Genomic DNA, 21346 nt, shown 5'->3' on the forward strand with positions numbered 1-21346 from the left:
GCCTGCGCCCCATGACCGGCATCGCCCGCCTGCAGCTGACCGCCGTCGACACCCCCGACCCGCTCGCCCTCGCGCGCTTCTACGCCGAGGTCCTCGGCGTGGCGGTGGGGTCGACGGAGCCCGACTGGGTCGAGCTCGAGGGGGACGGCGGCCCGACGCTGGCGTTCCAGCTCGCGCCGTCACGCCGCGCGCCCGCGTGGCCGGAGGAGGGCGCGCTGCAGATGCACCTGGACCTCGAGGTCGACGATCTCGACGCCGGCGAGGCAGCGGTCCTCGCCGCCGGCGCGCGGAAGAGCGAGCACCAGCCGGGCGAGACGTTCCGGGTCTACCTCGACCCCGACGGCAACCCGTTCTGCCTCGTGCGGGCCGCGGGGTCCGCGTGAGAGCGTGTGGTCCGAACGGGCCCGGTCGTGCCCGTTCGAGGACCCGCTGATAGCGCAGAGTCATGACGTACGTCTCCCGCAGGGCGGTAACGCTCCCGATTGTCGGCCCGTGAAACACGACCGTCATGTGCGCCCGGGGGCTGTTAACTGCAGTGAAACGTGCGGCGTGGGTGGACGAAACACGTCCTCCGCATCCTTCTGTCCCAGTGACCGCGTACGTGTCAGGAGGGACGAAGGACCGTGCCACCAACGATCAATTCGGGCAGTACCGCCTGGGTGCTCACCAGCGCCGCGCTGGTGATGCTGATGACCCCAGGGCTCGCCTTCTTCTACGGCGGCATGGTCCGCTCCCGCAGCGTCCTCAACATGCTCATGATGAACTTCATGTGCCTGGCGATCGTCGGGGTGCTGTGGTGTCTGTACGGCTTCTCGCTCGCCTTCGGTAACGACTCGTTCGGCGGGCTGATCGGGAACTTCCAGTACCTCGGGCTGGGCAACTTCCCGACGGACCCGACGGGGGCCGACCCGGACTACATCCCGCTCTACGCGTTCGCGATGTTCCAGCTGATGTTCGCCGTCATCACGCCGGCGCTCATCTCCGGCGCGATCCCCGACCGCGTCAAGTTCTGGAGCTGGAGCGTGTTCGTCGCGCTCTGGGCCACGATCGTCTACTTCCCGGTCGCCCACTGGGTCTTCGACTTCGACGGCGGCAACTCCGCCGAGACGGGCGGCTGGATCGCCAACCAGCTCGGCGCGCTCGACTTCGCCGGCGGGACCGCGGTCCACATCAACGCCGGTGCGGCGGGCCTCGCCCTGGCGCTGGTCATCGGCAAGCGCCGCGGCTGGCCGCGCGACCCGGGCCGTCCGCACAGCATCCCGTTCGTGCTCCTCGGCGCGAGCCTGCTGTGGTTCGGCTGGTTCGGGTTCAACGCCGGCTCCGCTCTGGGTGCCAACGACGTCGCGGGGATCGCCTTCACCAACACGATGCTCGCGACGTGTGCCGCGACCATCGGCTGGCTGATCGTCGAGCAGGCGCGGGACGGCAAGCCGACCACCCTGGGAGCGGCGTCCGGCGCCGTCGCCGGCCTCGTGGCGATCACTCCGGCGTGTGCGTACGTCAACCCGGTCGGTGCCCTCGCGGTCGGCGTCATCGCCGGTGCGGTGTGCGCGCTCTGCGTGTCCATCAAGTTCCGCCTCGGCTTCGACGACTCGCTCGACGTGGTCGCTGTCCACCTCGTCGGCGGCCTCGTCGGGACGCTCCTGATCGGGTTCTTCGGCACCACGTCGCTCAACTCGTCCAGCGCCGACGGCCTGTTCTACGGCGGTGGCTTCAGCCAGCTGGGCATCCAGGCCATCGCGGCGTTCTCCGTCATGATCTACTCGTTCGTGGTCACCGCCATTCTGGCCCTTATCATCAAGGCCACGATGGGCTTCCGTGTCACTGACGAGGACGAGAGCTCCGGTATCGACGAGTCCCAGCACGCGGAGTCCGGGTACGACTACTCCGGTCTGCGTATCGGTGGCGCCAGCAGCTCGGTGTTCGAGTCCTCCGCCGCCGGCGACCGCGTCGCCGCCACCCCGAGGGAGGGTTCCGCACCGTGAAGATGGTGACCGCGATCATCAAGCCGTTCGTGTTGGAGGACGTCAAGGGCGCCCTCGAGCAGCTCGGGGTCCTGGGCATGACCGTGAGCGAGGTCCAGGGCTACGGCCGCCAGAAGGGCCACACCGAGGTCTACCGGGGTGCGGAGTACTCCGTGGACTTCGTGCCGAAGGTCCGCATCGAGGTCGTCACCGACGACACCGCGGCGGAGAAGGTCGTCGACGCGATCGCCGAGACCGCCCGCACCGGCAAGATCGGTGACGGCAAGGTCTGGGTGACCCCCGTCGAGACCGTGGTGCGCGTGCGCACCGGTGAGCGCGGGGCCGACGCCCTGTAGTCACCGCGACGACGACGGCGCCGGGTTCCCTCGGGAGCCCGGCGCCGTCGTCACACGGGCCGGGAGAAGGCCGTCGTCGTGACGTGCCGGAGAGGACGTGGGGGACGGATGGCCACGGAGGCGAGCGCGGCGCCGGGGGAGGGGCCGGCGGGCCCGGGCGACGGGCGGGGCAACGCCCACGGCGCCCGCGGTGACGCGGCCGACCTCGTCCGCGCGCGGGGTGCGCTGCTCGACCCGCCGGCAGGGGCGCGGCGGCTCGGGCCGGCCGCGCTGCGGGAGGCGCTGGTCGAGCTGCACGACTTCTGGCTGTCGTCCCGCGCCGCCGCCGTCGGCGTCGGCGAGGGCTCGGCGCTGGTCGCCGTCGGCGCGCTCGGTCGCCGCGAACTGGCCCCGTACTCGGACCTGGACCTGGTCCTGATCCACGACGGGCGCAGCCGCCGGGGCGGACGCGAGCAGATCTCCCGCATGGCCGACGCGCTCTGGTACCCGCTCTGGGACGCCGGGGTCGGGCTCGACCACTCGGTCCGGACGGTCGGCGAGGCGATCGAGGTGGCCACCACCGACCTGCGCGTGGCCCTGGGCCTGCTCGAGGTCCGCTTCCTGGCCGGCGACCCCGAGCTGGCCGAACGTCTGGCCGCGACCGCCCGCCAGGCGTGGCGCGCCGGCATCCGCAACCGCTTCGACGACCTCGTCGCCGCCACCGAGACCCGGTGGGAGCGGTCCGGCGAGGTCGCCCACCGCATCGAGCCCGACCTCAAGAACGGCCACGGGGGCCTGCGCGACATCCAGCTGCTCGACGCGCTGTCCGCGGCGCAGCTGGTCGACCGACCGACCGTCGACGTCCAGGACGCCCGCCGCCTCATGCTCGACCTGCGCGTCGAGCTGCACCGCCGCGCCGGCCGCGCCCGCGACGTGCTGCAGGCCGAGGACGCCCACGAGGTGGTCGCCGCCGCCGCGGGCGAGCTCGGCGTCACCGACCGTTTCGACCTCGCGCGTGCCCTCTCCGGCGCCGCGCGCACCGTCGTCTTCGCCACCGACACCGCCCTGCGCTCGGCGCGGGCCGCGCTGCCCCGCCGGGGCCTGGCCGCGCTGCGCCGCACCCCGGCGCGCCGGCCCCTCGACGACGGCGTCGTGGAGCACGGGGGCGAGGTCGTGCTCGCCCGCGAGGCGCAGGTCTCGCGGGACCCGGCGCTGGTGCTGCGCCTCGCCGCCGCGGCGGCGCGCACCCGGCTGCCGATCTCCGCCAGCACCCTGCACCGTCTGGCCGAGGCAGCGCCCGAGCTGCGGGAGCCGTGGCCGCGGGCGGCGCTGTCCGAGCTGCTCGCCCTCCTGGGTGCCGGCGAGGGCATGGTCGACGTAATCGAGTCCCTCGACCGCACCGGCCTGTGGGGGCGGCTCTTCCCCGAGTGGGGCGCGGTCCGCGACCTGCCGCCCCGCGACCGCCAGCACGTCTGGACCGTGGACCGCCACCTCATCGAGGTCACCCGTCGGGCGGCCGAGCTGACCACCCGCGTCGCCCGGCCCGACCTGCTGCTGCTCGGCGCCCTGGTGCACGACATCGGCAAGGGGCGCGAGGAGGACCACTCCGTGGTGGGCGAGCGCCTCGCCGGCAACATCGGCCGGCGTCTCGGGCTCTGGCCCGCCGACGTCGACCTCCTCGCCGCGATGGTGCGTCACCACCTGCTGCTGCCCCACACCGCGTCCCGCCGCGACCCGGAGGACCCGGCGACCGTGGAGCGCGTCGTCGAGACGCTCGACGCCGACCCGGTGCTGCTCGAGCTGCTCCACGCGCTCGCCGAGGCCGACTCCCTGGGCACCGGGCCGGGCGTCTGGACGCCGTGGCGGGCGACGCTCATGGGCGACCTGGTACGCCGCTGCCGCGTCGTCATGTCCGGCGGCCCGGTCCCCGGACCGTCGCCCCTGTCCGAGGACGCGCTCGCGCTCGCGAAGGCCGTCGCCGAGAGCGGGCGGCCCGAGGTGTCGATCCACGGCGAGGGCGAGCTGACGACGATCACGATGACCGTCGCGGCCCCCGACCGGCCGGGCCTGCTCTCCCGCGCGGCCGGGGTACTGGCGCTGCACTCGCTGCAGGTCCACACCGCCGACCTCGGCGAGCACGACGGCGTCGCCGTCGACGCGTTCACGGTGTCCCCGCGCTTCGGGCGCCTGCCCGAGGCGTCGCTGCTGCGCGAGGACCTCGTGCGGGTGCTGCGCGGGTCGCTCGACCTGCCCGCCCGCCTGGAGGCGAAGGAGCGCGACTACGACCGCCCGGGCCCGCCGCCCGCGCCCAGCCGCGTGGTGTGGTTCGACGACGAGGCCACCGGTGCCGTCGTCCTCGAGCTGCGCACCACCGACCGGATCGGCCTCCTGCACCGGGTGGCCGCCGCGCTCGAGGGCGAGGGGCTGGACGTCCGCTGGGCACGGGTGTCGACCCTGGGCAGCTCGGTGCTCGACGCCTTCTGTCTGGAGACCGCCGAGCACTCCGGGCCCGACCCGGAGCGCCGCCGCGAGGTCGAGGAGGTCGTGCTGGCCGCGGCGGCGGGCGGCTACGCCGCGCCGGAGCCCACCGCACCGAGCTGACAACCGAGCTGACGCGGGCTGGCACGGGCTGACGCCGGGCTCACGCCGGGGCTGCCGGGACGCGCCCGTTAGGCTGGGGGTTCGTCCCCGACGGCGCTGACCGCGACGTCGAGGCTTCCCTGCGCCGCCAGCGAGACCCGAGGAGTGCGAGCGCCGTGTTCGACACCCTGTCCGACCGCCTCACGTCGGTCCTGTCCGACCTGCGCGGCAAGGGGCGACTCTCCGAGACCGACATCGACACGACGTGTCGTGAGATCCGGATCGCGCTGCTCGAGGCCGACGTCGCGCTGCCCGTGGTGCGCGGGTTCGTCAAGCAGGTCAAGGAGCGTGCCCGCGGCGCCGAGGTCTCCGAGGCGCTGAACCCGGCGCAGCAGGTCGTCAAGATCGTCAACGAGGAGCTCGTCGGCATCCTCGGTGGCGAGACCCGCCGGCTGCGCTTCGCCAAGAACCCGCCGACGGTGATCATGCTGGCGGGCCTGCAGGGCTCCGGGAAGACGACGCTGGCCGGCAAGCTCGCGCACTGGCTCAAGAGCCAGGGGCACACGCCCATGCTCGCGGCCTGCGACCTCCAGCGCCCGAACGCCGTCAACCAGCTCCAGATCGTCGGCGAGCGCGCCGGTGTCGAGGTCTTCGCCCCCGAGCCCGGCAACGGCGTGGGCGACCCGGTCGATGTCGCCCGCCGCGCGGTCGCGGACGCGAAGTCCCGCCAGTACGACGTGCTCGTCGTCGACACCGCCGGCCGCCTCGGCGTCGACGAGGAGCTGATGCGCCAGGCCGCGGACATCCGCGACGCGGTGACGCCCGACGAGACGCTGTTCGTCCTCGATGCCATGGTCGGCCAGGACGCCGTCACCACGGCCGAGGCGTTCCGCGACGGCGTCGGCTTCTCCGGCGTGGTGCTCACCAAGCTCGACGGCGACGCGCGCGGCGGGGCGGCGCTCTCGGTCCGCGAGGTCACCGGCGAGCCGATCCTCTTCGCCTCCAACGGCGAGAAGCTCGACGAGTTCGACGTGTTCCACCCCGACCGCATGGCCTCGCGCATCCTCGGGATGGGCGACGTCCTGACCCTCATCGAGCAGGCCGAGCAGGCCTTCGAGGAGGGGCAGGCCGAGAAGGCCGCCCAGAAGATGTCCGAGGGCGAGCTGACCCTCGAGGACTTCCTCGAGCAGATGATGGCCGTCCGCAAGATGGGCCCGATCGCCAACGTGCTCGGCATGCTGCCGGGCGCCGCGCAGATGAAGGACCAGCTCGCGGGCCTCGACGAGAAGCACCTCGACCGCGTCCAGGCGATCATCCGCGGCATGACCCCCGCCGAGCGCGACGACCCGAAGATCATCAACGGGTCCCGCCGCCTGCGGATCGCGAACGGCTCCGGCGTCGGCGTCTCCGACGTCAACCAGCTCGTCGAGCGGTTCTTCGAGGCCCGCAAGATGATGAAGTCGATGGCCGGCCAGTTCGGTCTGCCGGGCATGGGCGGGGGCCGCAAGGGCAAGCGCCAGGCCGCGAAGGCCGCCACCAGGGCCCGCAAGGGGCCGAAGTCGATGCCGGCGATCGCGGGCATCGCGCAGGAGTCCACCGGCGAGCGCACCCAGGAGCGCTCGGTGGGCAGCTACCAGACCCCGGGCCTCAACCAGCTCCCGCCGGCGCTCGCGGGCATGAACGAGCTGCCGGCCGGCTTCGACCCGGGCGCGCTGACCTTCCCGGGCACCAGCGGCGGCGGTGGCTCGCGCGGCAACGGCGGTGGCAAGAAGGGCAACAAGAAGAAGCGCAAGTAGTCAGCCGTTCAGCCACCTCTCCCGCCGGCGGTGCGACGCCCGCGCGAGCCAGGCGTCCTGCACGATCTCGGTCAGCTCCTCGCGGCTGAGCCGATCGAGGTGGGCCGCCCGGAGCAGCACCGAGAGGTGCCCGTCGAAGCGCGGTGTCGTGAAGAACGGCGTGGACGTGTCGTGGACGAGCGCGTCCTTGTCCTCCTCCGACTCGACCCAGAACATGATCACGTCGGGGTACTTCTCGCCGGTGTCGGGGTCGCGCGCGTCGGGCTGGGGCGTCCGGAAGAACACGAACGACTTCCCGCCGACCTGGTAGACGGTGTTGCCCTTCGGGCCCTCGACCGTGGTGACGTGCGGCATCGCGGCGGCGAGGGCGTGGACGTCGTCGATAGTGCTCACGCGAGCCTCGCGGTGATGTCGTCGACGAGACGCGACAGCAGGGCCCCGAGCATCCGGCGGTCGTCGTCGGACCAGTCCCCGAGCACGTCGGCGAAGAACCCGAAGACGGTCTGTACGTAGCGGTCGGCGGCGGCCGCCCCCTCGTCGGTGAGCTCGACGAGGCGGGCGCGCAGGTCGTCGGGGTCGGTGACCCGGTGGACCATGCCGCGCTGCTCGAGACCCGCGACGGTCCGGGTGACGTGCGGGCCGGCGACCTGCTGGCGCTCGGCGATCTCCCCGATGCGCATCGGGCGCCCGGCGAGCCGCAGCGCGGTCAGGATCCCGATGCCCGGGCGGTCGATCGAGGCGCCCGCCGCCTTCTGGGCGTCGTCGACGACCCGGCTGCGGGTGAGCACGGCCGAGAGCTGGGTGAGCCGCGGGAGCAGCTCGCCGAGCAGGTCGGACTCGGAGGGCACCACGCCTCCTTCGACAGATACCTACGTTAGGTATATTGTTGGTCGGGTCGACGGCGTCCAGACGGCCGTCGTCGGTCCCGAGAAAGATACCAAAGGTAGGTAAAGGAGCGCAGCATGACCACAGCACCGTTCCGACGCGTCCTCGTCTCGGGCGCGAGCATCGCCGGGCCGACACTGGCCTACTGGCTGCACCGGCGGGGCTTCGAGGTCACCGTCGTCGAGAAGGCCGGGGCCGTGCGCGGCGGCGGCTACCCCATCGACATCCGCGGCGCCGCTCTCGGGGTCGTCGACCGGATGGGCCTGCTGCCCGCCGTCCGCGCCGCCCACGTCGACTCGCGGCGGATCACGTTCCTCGACGCCGACGGATCGGCCGTGGGCGCCGTGTCGCCCGAGTCGGTGTCGGGCGGCACCGGCGGGGACGTCGAGCTGCCCCGGGGCGCCCTCACCGAGGTGCTCCACGCCGCCGTGCAGGACGACGTCGACTTCCGCTTCGGCGACACGATCGCGACGCTCCACGACGACGGCGACGGGGTCGACGTGACGTTCGTGAGCGGGGAGCGGCGCCGGTTCGACCTCGTCGTCGGGGCCGACGGGCTGCACTCGCACACCCGCGCGCTCGCCTTCGGTCCGGAGGAGCAGTTCCACCGCTACCTCGGCTACTGCTTCGCCGGGTGGACCATGCCGAACGAGTTCGGGCTCGACCACGAGGGCGTGATCTGGAGCGTCCCCGGGCGGGCGGCGGTGATCTACGCGGTGGGCGGCACCGACCAGGTGCACGGGTTCCTCAGCTTCACCCGCGACGACCCGCCGCTCGATGCGTTCCGCGATCCCCGCGCGCAGCGCGAGCTGGTGGCCGCGCGGTTCGCCGGCGACGACGTCTGGGAGGTGCCGCGCCTGGTCGCCGCGATGCAGGAGGCCGACGACGTGTTCTTCGACGTCGTCAGCCAGATTCACATGCCGCGGTGGTCGACCGGCCGGGTCGGGCTGGTCGGGGACGCGGCCCACGCGCCGTCGTTCCTGTCCGGCCAGGGCTCGAGTCTGGCGCTGGTGGGCGGGTACGTGCTCGCGGGCGAGCTGGCCGCGGCGCCGACGTATCGCGAGGGCTTCGCGCGCTACGAGCGCCGCCTGCGCGACTTCGTGGCGCAGAACCAGGCGCTGGCCGACGGCGGGCGCAGCGTGATCGTCCCGCGCACGGAGTCCGACGTCGCCCGTCGTGACGCGGCGCTGCGGGAGCCCGACCGGACCCGGATCCCCACCGGCGACGCGGTCGACCGGGCCGCGACCGCTCTCGAGCTGCCGGTGTACCCCGGAGCCGTCGACGGCGCGGCCTGAGGCCGGCGGCGACGCGGGCGGGTCGTCGCTACCCTCCGCGGCATGTCGCAACCCCCGCTGCACCTGCGCGGCGTGCTGCTCGACGGCACCGCGGAGGGCGAGCACGTCGGCGAGCTGTGGGTCACCACCGACGGGCGCGTCAGCCTCGACCCGGTGCCCGACGCGCAGACCGTCGCCGACGGCGCCTGGATCCTGCCGGGCCTCGTCGACGCCCACTGTCACGTCGGCATCGGGGCCGACGGGCCGGCCGAGCTCGAGGAGGCGCGCGAGCAGGGCCACACCGACGCCGCCGCCGGCGCGCTGCTGCTGCGCGACTGCGGCAGCCCGATCGACACCCGCCCGCTCGACGACGACCCGCGCATGCCCGAGATCGTCCGCGCCGGGCGCCACCTCGCGCGCCCGAAGCGCTACATCCGCGGACTGCCGGTCGACGTCGAGCCCGACGAGCTCCCGGCCGCGGTCGCCGAACAGGCACGCGCGAACCCGTGGGTGAAGCTCGTCGGCGACTGGATCGAGCGCGGCGCCGGCGACCTCGCCCCGCTCTGGCCCGAGGACGTCCTGCGCGCCGCGATCGACGCGGCGCACGCGGTGGGGGCGCGGGTCACCGCCCACGTCTTCGGCGAGGACGCGCTGCCCGGGCTCATCGGCGCCGGGATCGACGGGATCGAGCACGGCACCGGCCTGACCGACGACACGATCGCGATGATGGCCGAGCGGGGCACGGTCCTCGTCCCGACGATGATCAATCTCGACAACTTCCCGCTGTTCGCCGAGGCGGCCGGCGACAAGTTCCCGCGCTACGGCGCCCACATGCGGGAGCTCCACGCCCGCGCGCCCCGGACGATCGCCGCGGCGATCGAGGCCGGCGTCCCGGTCTTCGCGGGCACCGACGCCGGCGGCGGCGTCGAGCACGGGCGCATCGTCGACGAGATCGCGGCGCTGGCGGACGTCGGTCTCGGGCCCGCGCGCGCCGTGGCGGCGGCCTGCGGCGCGGCCCGTGACTGGTTGCGCCGGCCGGGGCTGACCGACGGCGCGCCCGCCGACCTGATCGTCGTCGACGACGACCCGCGCGCCGACCTCGACGTGCTGCGGCGCCCGTCGCTGGTCCTGCGGGCGGGCACCGCGCTGTCGTGGCTCAGGTCCGCGCGGGCAGCCGGCGCGAGAGATCAGCGGTGAGGTGATCGACGCGAGGGACACGCCCACCACGAAGGTCACGGCGCTGAGCAGCATCGCCGACCCGGCCGGTCCTAGGGTGGGCGCCGTGGCGACCCTCGACCTCAACGCCGACCTCGCCGAGGGCTTCGGCATCTGGGCGCTCACCGACGACGACGCCCTGCTCGACGTCGTGACCTCGGCGAACGTGGCGTGCGGCTTCCACGCGGGCGATCCCGCGACCATGCGCCGCGTCTGCGAGCGCGCCGTGGAGCGCGGTGTGACGATCGGCGCCCAGGTGTCGTACCGCGACCTCGCCGGGTTCGGCCGCCGCTTCGTCGACGCCGACCCGACCGAGCTCGCCGCGGACCTGCTCTACCAGGTCGGCGCGCTGCGTGAGTTCGCCCGCGCGGCCGGGGGAGAGGTGGCCTACCTCAAGCCCCACGGCGCCCTCTACAACGCCGTCGTGCACCACGACGCCCAGGCCGGCGCCGTGGTCGAGGCCGCGGGTCTCGCGGGGCTGCCGGTGCTGGGGCTGCCGGGCTCGCGGTTCCTCGCCCGCGCGCAGGAGGCCGGGCTCACCACCCACGCCGAGGCGTTCGGCGACCGCGGCTACACCCCGGAGGGCACCCTCGTGCCGCGCCGCGAGCCCGGGGCCCTGCTCCCGGACGCCGACGCCGTCGTCGAGCGCGCTCGCCGTCTCGCCACCGACGGCGTCGTCGTGGCGGTCGACGGCACCGAGATCCCCACCCGGGCCGCCTCCCTGTGCCTGCACGGCGACAGCCCCGGCGCGGTGGCCTCGGCGCGCCGCGTGGCCGAGGCCCTGCGCGACGCCGGCGTCACCCTGGCGCCGTTCGCCTGACCTGCCGTCTGGCACAATCGACGAGCTGCCGTGACCGCGCCCTCCCGGGGCGCGGAGCCACGACCGCGCACGAGCGGGCACGCCGTCCCGGAGGTTCCTCCTCGGCGGGGCGGCCCCGAACGCATCGACCGAGGAGTTCCCCAGCAGTGGCTGTCAAGATCAAGCTCGCCCGCATCGGCAAGATCCGCGAGCCGCACTACCGCGTCGTCATCGCCGACGCGAAGAACCGTCGCGACGGTCGCGTCATCGAGACGATCGGCGAGTACCACCCGAAGAGCGACCCGAGCGTCATCAAGATCGACTCGGAGCGCGCGCAGTACTGGCTCGGGGTCGGCGCGATCCCCACCGAGCCGGTGCACGGCCTGCTCAAGGTCACCGGCGACTGGCAGAAGTTCAAGGGCCTCCCGGGCGCCGAGGGCAAGCTGAAGCCGCAGCCGGAGAAGGTCGACAAGCAGGCCCGCTTCAACGAGGAGCTGGCCAAGGTTTCCGGCTCCGCGGAGTGAGCGAGCTCGCCGAGGCGCTCGAGCACCTCGTGCGCGGCATCGTCGCCCACCCCGACGAGGTCGCGGTCGACCTCGTCACCAACCGCCGTGGCCGCACGCTCGAGGTCCGGGTGCACCCCGACGACCTCGGGAAGGTGATCGGCCGCAACGGCCGCACGGCCACCGCCCTGCGCACGGTCGTGGGCGGCATCGGCGGGCGCGGCGTGCGCGTCGACGTGGTCGACACCGACCGCTGACCCCGAGCGTCGACACCGTGACCGCGCCGTCCGACGACCGCATCGTCGGTCGGGTCCTCAAGGCCCACGGCCTGCGCGGAGAGCTCGTCGTCGAGCCCCGTACCGACAACGTCGAGGCCCGGTTCGCCCCGGGCACGGTGCTGTCGGTGCGGGGCTCGCGGCACTCCCGGGTCACCGTGGTCGCCGCGCGCCGTCACGGTGACCGCCTGCTCGTGACCGTCGAAGGGGTCGGCGACCGTGACGGTGCCGAGGCACTGCGCAGCGCCGAGCTCACCGCCCCCGCGCTGGACGACGACCCCGACGACCCCGACGAGTTCCACGACCACCAGCTCGAGGGGCTCACGGCGGTGCTCGCCGACGGCACGACCGTCGGCACCGTCACCGCGGTCCTGCACGGCGCCGGCGGGGAACTGCTGGCGATCGAGCGCCCGGATGCCGAGGAGGCGCTCGTGCCGTTCGTGGCCGCGATCGTCACCGAGGTCGACGTCCCCGGCGGCCGGCTCGTCCTCGACCCGCCCGAGGGGCTCCTCGACGGCTCCGCCGACGACGGGTAGGGCTCACTCCTCCTCGGTCGGCACGCCCACCGCCAGCACACCGGGCAGTTCGGAGAGCTCACCGGACAGCGTGTCCAGCCCCCCGTGCCCGGTCAGCGAGAGCGTCACCGAGGCGGTGCGCGTCCCGGCCGGGTCGTCAGGAGCCCCACCGTCCTCGCGGTCGACGTGCATGCCGGCGACGGCGAACCCCCGCTCGGTGCACACCGTGAGCACCGCGCGGAGCACACCCCGGCCGTCGTGGTAGGAGATCGTGACGTCCCGCGGGATCGTCGAGGACTCCGTGACGAGGCGCGCGAGCGGGCGGTACCCGCGGGTGACGAGGTAGTGCACGGCGGTCCCGGCGACGGCGAGCAGCGGCAGGCCCGCACCGCACGCGGTGCCGACCGCGGCGGCCGCCCAGACCGTCGCCGCCGTGGTGAGCCCGCGGACGGCGTCGCGGCGCACGAAGATCAGCCCGCCCCCGATGAACCCGATCCCGGACACGATCTGCGCCGCGACGCGCGAGGGGTCGAGGGAGATGTGCTCCATCCCGAGCAGGTCGGAGAAGCCGTACTTCGAGATGAGCATGAACGCCGCCGACCCGACGCCGACGAGCGTGTGGGTGCGCAGGCCGGCGCTCTTCGCGGCACGCTCGCGCTCGAGGCCGATGAGGGTGCACAGCACGAGCGCGAGGCCCAGGGGCGCGAGCAGGCGCCACTCCTGCGGGTAGGACAGGAACTGCTCCACCCTCGCCACCCCCTTCGCGTCCGGCCGGGGCAGGATCGTGCCCGATGCGCATCGACGTCGTCACGATCTTCCCGGGCTACCTCGCGCCGCTCGACGAGGCCCTCGTCGGCCGGGCGCGGCGGGCCGGCCTGCTCGACGTGCGCGTCCACGACCTGCGGCGATGGGCCAGCGGGGTCCACAAGGCCGTGGACGATGCACCCTACGGCGGCGGCCCGGGGATGCTCATGACGGCACCGGTGTGGGGGGCGGCGCTCGACGAGGTCACCGGGTCGGGGGAGGGCTCCCCGCGGCTGCTCGTGCCGACCCCGGCGGGGGCGCCGCTGACCCAGGCGCGCGTCGCCGGGTGGGCGGGGGAGCCGTGGCTGGTGATCGCGTGCGGACGCTACGAGGGCATCGACGCCCGGGTGCTCGACGACGCCGCGACCCGGATGCCCGTCGAGGAGGTCTCGCTCGGCGACTACGTGCTCGCGGGCGGGGAGGTGGCCGCGCTCGTCGTCGTCGAGGCGGTCTCGCGCCTGGTGCCGGGCGTGCTCGGGAACCCGGAGTCGGCGGAGCTGGACAGCTTCTCGGACGGCCTGTTGGAGGCGCCCGCGTACACGCGCCCCGAGACCTGGCGCGCGCGCGACGTCCCCGAGGTGCTCCGGGGCGGCAACCACGCCGCCGTCGCGCGGTGGCGCCGGGACCGCTCGCTGGAGCGCACCGCCGCCGTGCGGCCCGACCTCCTCGACGCGCTGCTCGCCCGCCACGGGCCGCGCGCCTTCGACGCCCGCGACCGCGAGGTGCTCGCGGCGAGCGGGTACGACCCGCCCTGAGGAGCGCGACGGGCGGCATGGCAGACTGGGGAGGTTGCCGCGGACGGCGCACGGCCCGATCGGGGTCGGTGAGCGCCGGTCCGCTGCCCGAGAAGCCATCCCGGTCGGCAGCACACGGACGCCCGCCCCGCGGGGTCCGTCGCGCCGGCCCGTGAGACCGCGAGGACGCTGACGATGAACGCCCTGGACGAGCTCGACGCCAAGTCGCTGCGCTCCGACATCCCGGACTTCCGTGCCGGGGACACCGTGAAGGTGCACGTCCGGGTCATCGAGGGTTCACGCTCTCGTGTACAGGTCTTCCAGGGTGTCGTGATCCGCCGCCACGGTGGCGGCCTGCGCGAGACGTTCACCGTCCGCAAGGTCTCCTTCGGCGTCGGGGTGGAGCGCACCTTCCCGGTGCACTCCCCGAACATCGCGGAGATCGAGGTCGTCACGCGCGGTGACGTCCGACGCGCCAAGCTCTACTACCTCCGTGAGCGTCGGGGCAAGGCCGCGAAGATTCGCGAGAAGCGCGAGACCACGCCGGCTTCCTGAGCCGACGGCCCCGGTCTCCTAACCTGAAGCGCGTGCGCCCCCAGGAGCCCTCCGTGCCCCCGTACCGGAGTTCCGGCGCGGGCACCGATCCGAGCCGTGACGGCCGGTCGGGCCCGGGCGGTGTCGACGGCTACGGCGGGCGTGCGCCGGCCCACGCGCGACCGGACGACGACCAGGGTCCGGACGACCCCTACGGCGACATCCCGGCGCCCACCCGCGGCGGGCAGGCGCCCTACGGCGCCTCCGGCTGGTCGGGATCGGACGCGCCGGGCGACGGCTACGGCACCCCCGACCTGCCCCCGTACGGCGGGCCGAGCTACGAGACGTCGGGGCTGTCGGGCGAGTACTCCGCCGGATCCTCCTTCTCCGAGAGCAACGGCTACGGCGGCAGCGGGTCCGGTGGCGGCCACGGAGCGGGTCACGGGACCGGCCTGGGCGGCGGCTACGACCCCGGCTACGGCGGCGGACACGGTCCGAGCAACGGGTACGGCACCGGTCCGGACGACGGGCGCCGGGCCGCCCCCGGCGCACCGGGCCCGAGGTACGGCGCTCCCGAGCCGGGCGGGCCCTCGCGGCCGGACGAGCCGTCGCGGGCTCCCTCCGGCCCGCCGTGGGGGGCTCCCAGCGGCGTCCCGGCGGCTCCGGCTCAGGGCGGTCCCCGACCGCCCGGCCCGCCCGCGGGCGTGCCGTACCCGCCGCCGCAGGGTCCTCCCCCGCACAGTGGGGCGGCGAACGGCGCGGGCCCCGGCGGCGTGAACGGTGCGGCGCCCGGCGGCATGAACGGCGCGAACGGTGCGGGCCCCGGCGGCATGAACGGCGCGGCGCCCGGCGGCGCGAACGGCGCGGCGCCCTACGGCCAGGGCGGCCAGGGCGGTCAGGGCGGTCAGGGCGGTCCGGGCGGTCCCGGCGGTCCCGGCGGTCCGGGTCAGGCGGGTCCGGCGCGCCCGTCCGGCCCCGCGGGGCCGGCGGCCGCGGGTGGTCCCAGCCCCGGCGGGGACGCCGACTCGTCCTCGTCCGCCACGGGGAGCGCGTCCGACAGCGGCCTCGCGGGCGCCGACGGCTTCGCCTCCCGGCCCCCCAAGCCGCGGGATCCCGCGACCACCGGCAGCACGGCCACCACGACCGTCACCCAGACCGCCGGAGCGAGCCCCGGGCGGCACCGGCGGGGTCTGGCGGACGCCGGCCACGACGGGGACGGCCCGGAGGACGGCGACGAGCCCGAGAGCGGTCCGGGTCGGTCCGGGCGCCACGGGAGCAGCGGCCCCGGGCGGACGACCAAGAAGAAGAAGCGCAAGGGCTCGTTCTGGCGCGAGCTGCCGTTGCTCATCGTCGTCGCGGTGGTGCTGACGTTCGTCATCCAGACGTTCCTGGCGCGGATCTACGTGATCCCGTCGGCGTCGATGGAGCGCACGCTGCACGGGTGCAACGGCTGCGCCAACGACCGCGTCGCCGTCGACAAGATCACCTACCGGTTCTCGGGCCCGTCGCCGGGCGATGTCGTCGTGTTCCGCGGCCCGCCCTCCTGGGGCGCCAACGACGAGGTCTCGGGCGAGGAGCCCTCGGGCAACGCGCTGGTCCGCGGCCTGCAGAGCGGGCTGTCGCTGGTCGGTCTCGCGCCGCCGAACGAGAAGGACTTCGTCAAGCGCGTCATCGCGACCGGTGGCCAGACCGTCGCCTGCTGCGACGCGCAGAACCGGGTGACCGTCGACGGCCGCCCGCTCAACGAGCCGTACATCTACTACCAGCCCAACCTGGGCCGGACGCAGGCCGACTTCGCGCCCGTGCGGGTGCCCGACGGCCAGCTGTGGGTCATGGGCGACAACCGCAACAACTCCGCGGACGCCCGCGTGCACGGACCGATCGGGGTCACCGACGTCATCGGCAAGGCGCGCGTCATCGTGCTGCCCGTCGGCCGGTGGGGTGGTGTGCCCGACACCGACCCGCAGGCCCAGCCGTCCGCGCTCGGCGCCCCGGCGTGGACCTCGGGTGCCCCGCTGGCGGCGGGTGTGCTCGTCGGGGTCCCGCTCGTCGGGGGGTCCCGACGCCTGCGACGTCGCTGGTCGGCCTACCACGGCGGCTCGCGGGCCCCGGACGACCCGGATCCGCTCGGCCCCGGTGACCGCGACGGTCCGCCACGGCCCGACCAGACCGGCCGGTGACGGCCGGACACGACGCGGGTCGTCGGCGCGGCAGCGGCCGGCCGACGGGGCGGCGCCCCGCCCGTCGGCGGGCTCCGCTGCCGCCGCGCACCGGCGTGCAGCCGCCGCGGGCGATCGTGCGCCGCAGCACCGAGAGCTGGGCGCTGCAGTCGGCGCTGGAGCGCCACGGGCTCGGTCCGGTCGTCGGTGTCGACGAGGCCGGGCGCGGGGCGTGTGCCGGCCCGCTGGCGGTCGCGGCCTGCATCCTGCGGCCGGGGGACGCCAAGCGTTTCGAGGGCCTGACCGACTCGAAGCTGCTCACCCACGACGAGCGGGAGCGCTTCGCGACGATCATCCGGCGGCGCGCGCTCGACTGGCACGTCGTGCTCGTCGACCCGCCCGAGGTCGACCGCCGGGGCGTGCACGCGGCCAACATCGACGGGATGCGCCGCGCCGTCGCCCGCCTCGACGTGCGTCCCGGCTACGTCCTCACGGACGGGTTCCCGGTGTCGGGCTTCGGCGTGCCGGCCCTGGCGGTGCCCAAGGGCGACCTCGCCGCCGCGTGCGTGGCGGCGGCGTCGGTGCTGGCGAAGACCACCCGGGACCACCTGATGGCCGACCTCCACCAGAAGCGTCCGGAGTACGGCTTCGACCTCCACAAGGGCTACTGCACGCCGACGCACAACGCAGCGCTCACCGAGCACGGGCCCAGCGAGGACCACCGCTTCAGCTTCGTCAACGTCGCCGCGGCGGCGCGGGGCCGGAGCCTGGACGGGACGGTGGCCGGCGTGCGCCACAATGGAGCCGTGACCGTCGACGAGGCGTCCGCGGAGAGCGGGGAGGCCGACGAGCTGGTGGACCTGGAGGCGGCGCTCGGCCCCGAGGAGTACCCGGGGGACGCGCCGGAGGGGGGAGAGCGATGAGCGCGGAGGATCTCGAGAAGTACGAGACCGACATGGAGCTGTCGCTCTACCGCGAGTACCGCGACATCGTCGCCCAGTTCTCCTACGTCGTGGAGACCGAGCGGCGCTTCTACCTGGCGAACTCGGTGGACGTCGCGGTGCGCAACGCCGACGGCGAGGTCTACTTCGAGGTCACCATGGCCGACGCCTGGGTCTGGGACATGTACCGACCCGCGCGCTTCGTCAAGAACGTCCGCGTCGTGACGTTCAAGGACGTGAACGTCGAGGAGCTGGAGAAGCCCGACCTCCGCCTCGACGAGGGCCCGTTCAGCGGCTGACGCTGCCCCGGCCGGCTGTGCGCGGCCGCCACCACGGCATCGCTCCGTCCCCAGCCCGTCCGGTTGTCCCCAGGCGCGACATCGCTGCTGGAGCCCCGGTCCCCGTCCCCGCCACGCTCGGAGCCGCCGCCGGACCGCCCGGCGGCGGGGACGAGGGGCTGGGCATGGTCACCACGCGGGACACACCGGGACGGCCGCCCGACGATCGGCGCCTGCTCGGGCAGCGCGGCGAGGACGTGGCCGCCGCCCACCTCACGGCGCGCGGCCTGGTGGTGCTCGACCGCAACTGGCGCTGCCGCGAGGGCGAGCTCGACGTCGTCGCCGCCGACGGCGAGCGCCTCGTGGTCGTGGAGGTCAAGACCCGCTCGGGCATCGGGTTCGGCTCGGCCGAGGCCGTCACCCACGAGAAGGCCGCCCGGATCCGGCGCCTGGCGCAGCGCTGGCTCGCCGACCGGCACGCGGCCGGCGGGTCGGGGTTCGACGAGGTGCGCTTCGACGTCGTCGCCGTGCTCCTCGTCCGTGGCGCCGAGGCCCGCGTCGAGCACTACGAGGGGGCGTTCTGACGTGGCCCTCGCGTGCGCGTGGTCGATCGGGCTGCGCGGGGTCGACGGCGAGGTCGTCGAGATCGAGGCCGACATCGGGCAGGGCCTGCCCGCCGTGTCGCTGGTCGGGCTGCCCGACGCCGCCCTCGCCGAGTCGCGCGACCGTGTCCGGGCCGCCGTGGTCAACTCCGGCGAGACGTGGCCGGCCCGGCGGATCACGCTCGCGCTCTCCCCGGCGACCCTGCCCAAGCAGGGCAGCGGGTACGACGTCGCGCTCGCGTGCTCGGTGCTGGCCGCGGCGAAGTCGGTGCCCGTGGCCGCCCTGCGGGACGTCGTGCTGCTCGGCGAGCTCGCGCTCGACGGCCGGGTGCGGGCGGTCCGCGGCGTGCTGCCGGCGCTGCTCGCGGCGCGCCGGCTCGGTGTCGAACGCGCGATCGTCCCCGCTGGGGCCGCGATCGAGGCGGGTCTGGTCGAGGGGATGGAGGTCCTGGGCGCCGAGCACCTCGCGGACGTGCTGGCGTGGCTGCGGGGCGAGCGCGGACGGCTGCTCGGCGTGCGGGCCGCGGCGCGTCCGTCGGGCGGCGGCCCGCGCGAGGATCTCGCCGACGTCGTGGGTCAGCAGGCGGCGCGGCGGGCGGTCGAGGTGGCCGCGGCGGGCGGGCACCACCTGCTGATGGTCGGGCCGCCGGGATCGGGCAAGACGATGCTGGCCCGGCGGATGACCGGCCTGCTGCCCGACCTCGACGTCGACGCCGCCCTCCAGGTGGCTGCCGTGCGGTCGCTGGCCGGGGTCATCGACCCGCAGGAGGCGCTGCCCGCCGCGCCGCCGTTCGTCGCGCCGCACCACTCGGTGTCGTCGGCCGCGCTCGTCGGCGGCGGCAGCGGGCTGGCCCGGCCCGGCGCCGTGTCGCTGGCCCACCGCGGGGTGCTCTTCCTGGACGAGATCTACGAGTTCGGTCCGCACGTGCTCGAGATGCTGCGCACGCCGCTCGAGGAGGGCGAGGTCCGGCTGGCGCGCACCGACGGCGTCGTGCGCTACCCGGCGCGCTTCCAGCTGGTGATGGCGGCGAACCCCTGCCCCTGCGCCCCGCCGCGGCCCACCGACTGCTCCTGTTCCAGCCTCGAGAGGCGGCGCTACACGAACCGGCTGTCGGGGCCGATGCTCGACCGCGTCGACCTGCAGGTGTCGCTGCGGGCGGTCGAGGCGCTCTCGTGGGACGGCGGTGACACCGAGAGCATCGAGGAGGTCCCGGAGGACACGGCGTCGGTCCGGGCGCGCGTCCTCGCGGCACGGGCGGCGGCGCGGGACCGATGGCGCGAGGCGGGATGGCGCACCAACGCCGAGGTCCCGGGCCCGGAGCTGCGCCGCCGCGGTCGCCTGCCCCGCGACGCCGGGGAGGTGCTCGAGCGCCAGCTGCGCACCGGCGCGATGACGGCCCGGGGTGCGGACCGTGCACTGCGGGTCGCGTGGACCATCGCCGACCTGCGGGGCGCGGTCGGGCCCGAGCGCGCCGACATCGTCGAGGCCGTCGGGTTCAAGGGGTTCGTGTCCTCGGGTGACCCCGACGGCTCCGGCGGTCCCGACGAGGAGGCGGCGTGAGCGCGGGCCCCGCGCCCGTGGACGCCTCGCCGGTCGACCGCGAGGTCCTGCTGGCTCGCGCCTACCTGTCCCGGGTGGCCGAGCCGCCCGCCGCGGCCCTCGCGGCCTGGGTCGCCGAGGTCGGGCCGGTCACCGCGGCACGGCGGGTGCGGGCGGGTGCGACGGACGGGCCGGGTGCCCTGCCGCCTGCGGTCGCCCGCGAGACCGCGGCCCGGCGCGACACCGACCGCGCCGAGGCCGACCTGACGCTGCTCCGGGCCCGTGGCGGCCGGCTGATCGTCCCCGAGGACCCGGAGTGGCCCGCCGTCGCGCTCGCGGGCCTGGGGCTCGTCGCGGGGCCGGACGGCGGCGGCGGGATGGAGGGCGCGCCGGCCCGCGAGGGACCCGCCGAGCCGCTGGCGCTGTGGGCCCGCGGACCCGGACGGCTCGACGACGCCCCGCGCGGCCGGGTCGCGCTCGTGGGGGCCCGCGCGGCGAGCGAGTACGGGCTGTGGGTCGCCCGCGACTGGGCCGCGGACCTCGCCGACCGGGGCCGCACGGTGGTGTCCGGCGCGGCGCTCGGGATCGACGGGGCCGCGCACCGCGGCGCGCTGGCCGTCGGCGGAGCCACCGTGGCCGTCCTGGCGTGCGGGATCGACCGTGCCTACCCACCCACCCACGCCACGCTGCTCGACCACATCGCCCACCGGGGACTCGTCGTCACCGAGTACCCGCCGGGCTCGACACCCGCGCGCCACCGGTTTCTCGTCCGCAACCGGCTCATCGCCGCGCTCACCGCGGGCACGGTGGTGGTCGAGGCGGCCGCGCGCTCCGGGGCCATGCGCACGGCGCTCGTCGCGGGCGGTCTCGGCCGCGCGGTGATGGTGGTGCCCGGGCCGGTCACCTCGGCCCTCTCGCTGGGCTGCCACGAGCTCGCCCGCCGGCCGGAGGTGTCCGTGGTCGGGCGGGTGGCCCACGTCCTGGAGGAGGTGAGCCCTGTGGGGGAGGACATCGCCACTCCACCGGGGACCCCGACCCGTCCGACGGACGGTCTTGACCCTGACGCGCTCCGTGTGCACGAGGCCCTGTCCCTCCACGCGGCGCGCACAGCGGTACGTCTGGCCCACGAGGCGGGGGTGGACCCGCGGGACCTCACCACCCACCTGAGCGAACTCGAGGCCCGCGGGCTCGCCGAGTCCGACGGTGGGCGGTGGCGTCGCCGACCCGGGTGAACAGGCACAGAGCGACGAACGGTTGCAGAGCGCGACGAGTGGAACCGCTCCCCGACAGTGGCCCACGGTCACCGCACGAGTCGCGGCGGTGCTTGACCGAGGCCGGTCGGCCCGAGAGTCTTCACGGCGATGACCGGCACGTTTCCTACCGACGGGTCGACCGGACGCCCTCACGGCGCCTCCCGGTCACCCGGTCGAGGGCGCTCTCGTGAGTTCCCCTTCGACCCGGTCACGTCGTCACGCTCCGCGTTCACCGGGACGGACGATGCGGGCGCCCCGACCACCGCTCACCAGGGGGTTCCGGCGCCCCGCGGAGCCGGGGACGGCCCCGGGAACCGCCTCGGCGGCGGACCGGGCGCGGCGTCGGTCCCGACGGGCGGC

The 21346-nt window shown here is 75.0% G+C and carries 21 protein-coding genes and 1 pseudogene; 19 read left to right on the forward strand and 3 right to left on the reverse strand.

Annotated features, from left to right (window positions below; translation table 11 throughout):
- The first annotated feature begins 11 nt into the window (after positions 1 to 11).
- The 5 genes from QSK03_RS05905 to ffh all read left to right on the forward strand — a co-directional run bounded on the left by QSK03_RS05905 (position 12) and on the right by ffh (position 6675).
- Complete coding sequence (locus QSK03_RS05905) at positions 12 to 383, forward strand: VOC family protein (protein ID WP_285649359.1); 372 nt, start codon at positions 12 to 14, stop codon at positions 381 to 383.
- Between the two features lie 300 nt (positions 384 to 683).
- Complete coding sequence (locus tag QSK03_RS05910) at positions 684 to 1985, forward strand: ammonium transporter (RefSeq protein ID WP_285650049.1); 1302 nt, start codon at positions 684 to 686, stop codon at positions 1983 to 1985.
- Positions 1982 to 2320, forward strand: a complete 339-nt coding sequence (locus QSK03_RS05915; RefSeq protein WP_133824904.1) for a P-II family nitrogen regulator — start codon at positions 1982 to 1984, stop codon at positions 2318 to 2320. The genes QSK03_RS05910 and QSK03_RS05915 overlap by 4 nt, the downstream gene beginning before the upstream one ends.
- A gap of 108 nt (positions 2321 to 2428) precedes the next feature.
- On the forward strand, positions 2429 to 4900 hold the full coding sequence (locus QSK03_RS05920; protein WP_285649366.1) for a [protein-PII] uridylyltransferase: 2472 nt from the start codon (positions 2429 to 2431) through the stop codon (positions 4898 to 4900).
- Positions 4901 to 5055: 155 nt separating this feature from the next.
- Entirely contained in the window at positions 5056 to 6675 is a 1620-nt protein-coding gene (gene ffh / locus QSK03_RS05925; protein ID WP_285649367.1) for a signal recognition particle protein, read from the forward strand.
- On the opposite strand, the gene QSK03_RS05930 is transcribed toward ffh, so the two are convergent.
- A complete protein-coding gene (locus QSK03_RS05930) occupies positions 6676 to 7068 on the reverse strand; it encodes an MmcQ/YjbR family DNA-binding protein (RefSeq protein ID WP_285649368.1) in 393 nt (130 codons plus the stop codon). It abuts the gene before it with no gap.
- Complete coding sequence (locus QSK03_RS05935; RefSeq protein WP_285649369.1) at positions 7065 to 7523, reverse strand: MarR family winged helix-turn-helix transcriptional regulator; 459 nt, start codon at positions 7521 to 7523, stop codon at positions 7065 to 7067. Before QSK03_RS05935 ends, QSK03_RS05930 begins: the two co-directional genes overlap by 4 nt.
- Before the next feature lie 114 nt (positions 7524 to 7637).
- On the opposite strand from QSK03_RS05935, the gene QSK03_RS05940 reads away from it, so the two are divergent.
- The 6 genes and pseudogenes from QSK03_RS05940 (at position 7638) to rimM (ending at position 12162) form a co-directional block, all read left to right on the forward strand.
- Positions 7638 to 8855 (forward strand): FAD-dependent monooxygenase, encoded by a 1218-nt coding sequence (locus tag QSK03_RS05940; protein WP_285649370.1) that lies wholly within the window; start codon positions 7638 to 7640, stop codon positions 8853 to 8855.
- 42 nt (positions 8856 to 8897) lie between these two features.
- The gene (locus QSK03_RS05945; RefSeq protein WP_285649371.1) at positions 8898 to 10031 is read left to right on the forward strand and encodes an amidohydrolase family protein; all 1134 of its coding nucleotides are present in this window, start codon (positions 8898 to 8900) and stop codon (positions 10029 to 10031) included.
- Between the two features lie 85 nt (positions 10032 to 10116).
- Positions 10117 to 10869, forward strand: a complete 753-nt coding sequence (locus QSK03_RS05950; protein ID WP_285649372.1) for a LamB/YcsF family protein — start codon at positions 10117 to 10119, stop codon at positions 10867 to 10869.
- Positions 10870 to 11015: 146 nt separating this feature from the next.
- Positions 11016 to 11348: pseudogene (gene rpsP, locus QSK03_RS05955) on the forward strand (30S ribosomal protein S16); the annotation flags it as partial.
- A 20-nt stretch (positions 11349 to 11368) separates the two neighbouring features.
- Entirely contained in the window at positions 11369 to 11608 is a 240-nt protein-coding gene (locus tag QSK03_RS05960; RefSeq protein WP_133824910.1) for an RNA-binding protein, read from the forward strand.
- Positions 11609 to 11625: 17 nt separating this feature from the next.
- Positions 11626 to 12162 carry a ribosome maturation factor RimM gene (gene rimM, locus QSK03_RS05965; protein ID WP_285649373.1) on the forward strand — a complete coding sequence of 179 codons (537 nt, stop codon included), beginning with the start codon at positions 11626 to 11628 and terminating at the stop codon, positions 12160 to 12162.
- Between the two features lie 3 nt (positions 12163 to 12165).
- On the opposite strand, the gene QSK03_RS05970 is transcribed toward rimM, so the two are convergent.
- Positions 12166 to 12888 (reverse strand): MgtC/SapB family protein, encoded by a 723-nt coding sequence (locus QSK03_RS05970; protein WP_285649374.1) that lies wholly within the window; start codon positions 12886 to 12888, stop codon positions 12166 to 12168.
- A gap of 44 nt (positions 12889 to 12932) precedes the next feature.
- On the opposite strand from QSK03_RS05970, the gene trmD reads away from it, so the two are divergent.
- The 8 genes from trmD to dprA all read left to right on the forward strand — a co-directional run bounded on the left by trmD (position 12933) and on the right by dprA (position 20965).
- On the forward strand, positions 12933 to 13700 hold the full coding sequence (gene trmD, locus QSK03_RS05975) for a tRNA (guanosine(37)-N1)-methyltransferase TrmD (RefSeq protein ID WP_285649375.1): 768 nt from the start codon (positions 12933 to 12935) through the stop codon (positions 13698 to 13700).
- A gap of 174 nt (positions 13701 to 13874) precedes the next feature.
- The gene (gene rplS / locus QSK03_RS05980) at positions 13875 to 14234 is read left to right on the forward strand and encodes a 50S ribosomal protein L19 (protein ID WP_133824914.1); all 360 of its coding nucleotides are present in this window, start codon (positions 13875 to 13877) and stop codon (positions 14232 to 14234) included.
- Positions 14235 to 15403: 1169 nt separating this feature from the next.
- The gene (gene lepB, locus QSK03_RS05985; protein WP_285650050.1) at positions 15404 to 16393 is read left to right on the forward strand and encodes a signal peptidase I; all 990 of its coding nucleotides are present in this window, start codon (positions 15404 to 15406) and stop codon (positions 16391 to 16393) included.
- A 95-nt stretch (positions 16394 to 16488) separates the two neighbouring features.
- Positions 16489 to 17295, forward strand: coding sequence for a ribonuclease HII (locus QSK03_RS05990; protein ID WP_285650052.1), 807 nt, complete (start codon positions 16489 to 16491; stop codon positions 17293 to 17295).
- Positions 17292 to 17612 (forward strand): DUF2469 domain-containing protein, encoded by a 321-nt coding sequence (locus tag QSK03_RS05995; RefSeq protein ID WP_285649376.1) that lies wholly within the window; start codon positions 17292 to 17294, stop codon positions 17610 to 17612. Before QSK03_RS05990 ends, QSK03_RS05995 begins: the two co-directional genes overlap by 4 nt.
- Positions 17613 to 17776: 164 nt before the next feature.
- Positions 17777 to 18175, forward strand: coding sequence for a YraN family protein (locus tag QSK03_RS06000; RefSeq protein ID WP_285649377.1), 399 nt, complete (start codon positions 17777 to 17779; stop codon positions 18173 to 18175).
- Position 18176: 1 nt separating this feature from the next.
- Positions 18177 to 19754, forward strand: a complete 1578-nt coding sequence (locus tag QSK03_RS06005; RefSeq protein ID WP_285649378.1) for a YifB family Mg chelatase-like AAA ATPase — start codon at positions 18177 to 18179, stop codon at positions 19752 to 19754.
- The gene (gene dprA, locus QSK03_RS06010; RefSeq protein WP_285649379.1) at positions 19751 to 20965 is read left to right on the forward strand and encodes a DNA-processing protein DprA; all 1215 of its coding nucleotides are present in this window, start codon (positions 19751 to 19753) and stop codon (positions 20963 to 20965) included. The genes QSK03_RS06005 and dprA overlap by 4 nt, the downstream gene beginning before the upstream one ends.
- The last annotated feature ends 381 nt before the right edge of the window (positions 20966 to 21346 follow it).

It is taken from the genome of Actinomycetospora sp. NBRC 106375, from assembly GCF_030269665.1.
In the GTDB taxonomy this organism is placed as follows: Bacteria; Actinomycetota; Actinomycetes; order Mycobacteriales; family Pseudonocardiaceae; genus Actinomycetospora.

Coding starts and splice junctions, on each gene's coding strand:
- QSK03_RS05995 (WP_285649376.1), top strand. CDS start 17,292: ATGAGCGCGGAGGATCTCGAGAAGTACGAGACCGACATGGAGCTGTCG.
- QSK03_RS05905 (WP_285649359.1), top strand. CDS start 12: ATGACCGGCATCGCCCGCCTGCAGCTGACCGCCGTCGACACCCCCGAC.
- QSK03_RS05910 (WP_285650049.1), top strand. CDS start 684: ATGCTGATGACCCCAGGGCTCGCCTTCTTCTACGGCGGCATGGTCCGC.
- rplS (WP_133824914.1), top strand. CDS start 13,875: ATGAACGCCCTGGACGAGCTCGACGCCAAGTCGCTGCGCTCCGACATC.
- QSK03_RS05945 (WP_285649371.1), top strand. CDS start 8,898: ATGTCGCAACCCCCGCTGCACCTGCGCGGCGTGCTGCTCGACGGCACC.
- QSK03_RS05920 (WP_285649366.1), top strand. CDS start 2,429: ATGGCCACGGAGGCGAGCGCGGCGCCGGGGGAGGGGCCGGCGGGCCCG.
- QSK03_RS06000 (WP_285649377.1), top strand. CDS start 17,777: ATGGTCACCACGCGGGACACACCGGGACGGCCGCCCGACGATCGGCGC.
- trmD (WP_285649375.1), top strand. CDS start 12,933: ATGCGCATCGACGTCGTCACGATCTTCCCGGGCTACCTCGCGCCGCTC.
- QSK03_RS05940 (WP_285649370.1), top strand. CDS start 7,638: ATGACCACAGCACCGTTCCGACGCGTCCTCGTCTCGGGCGCGAGCATC.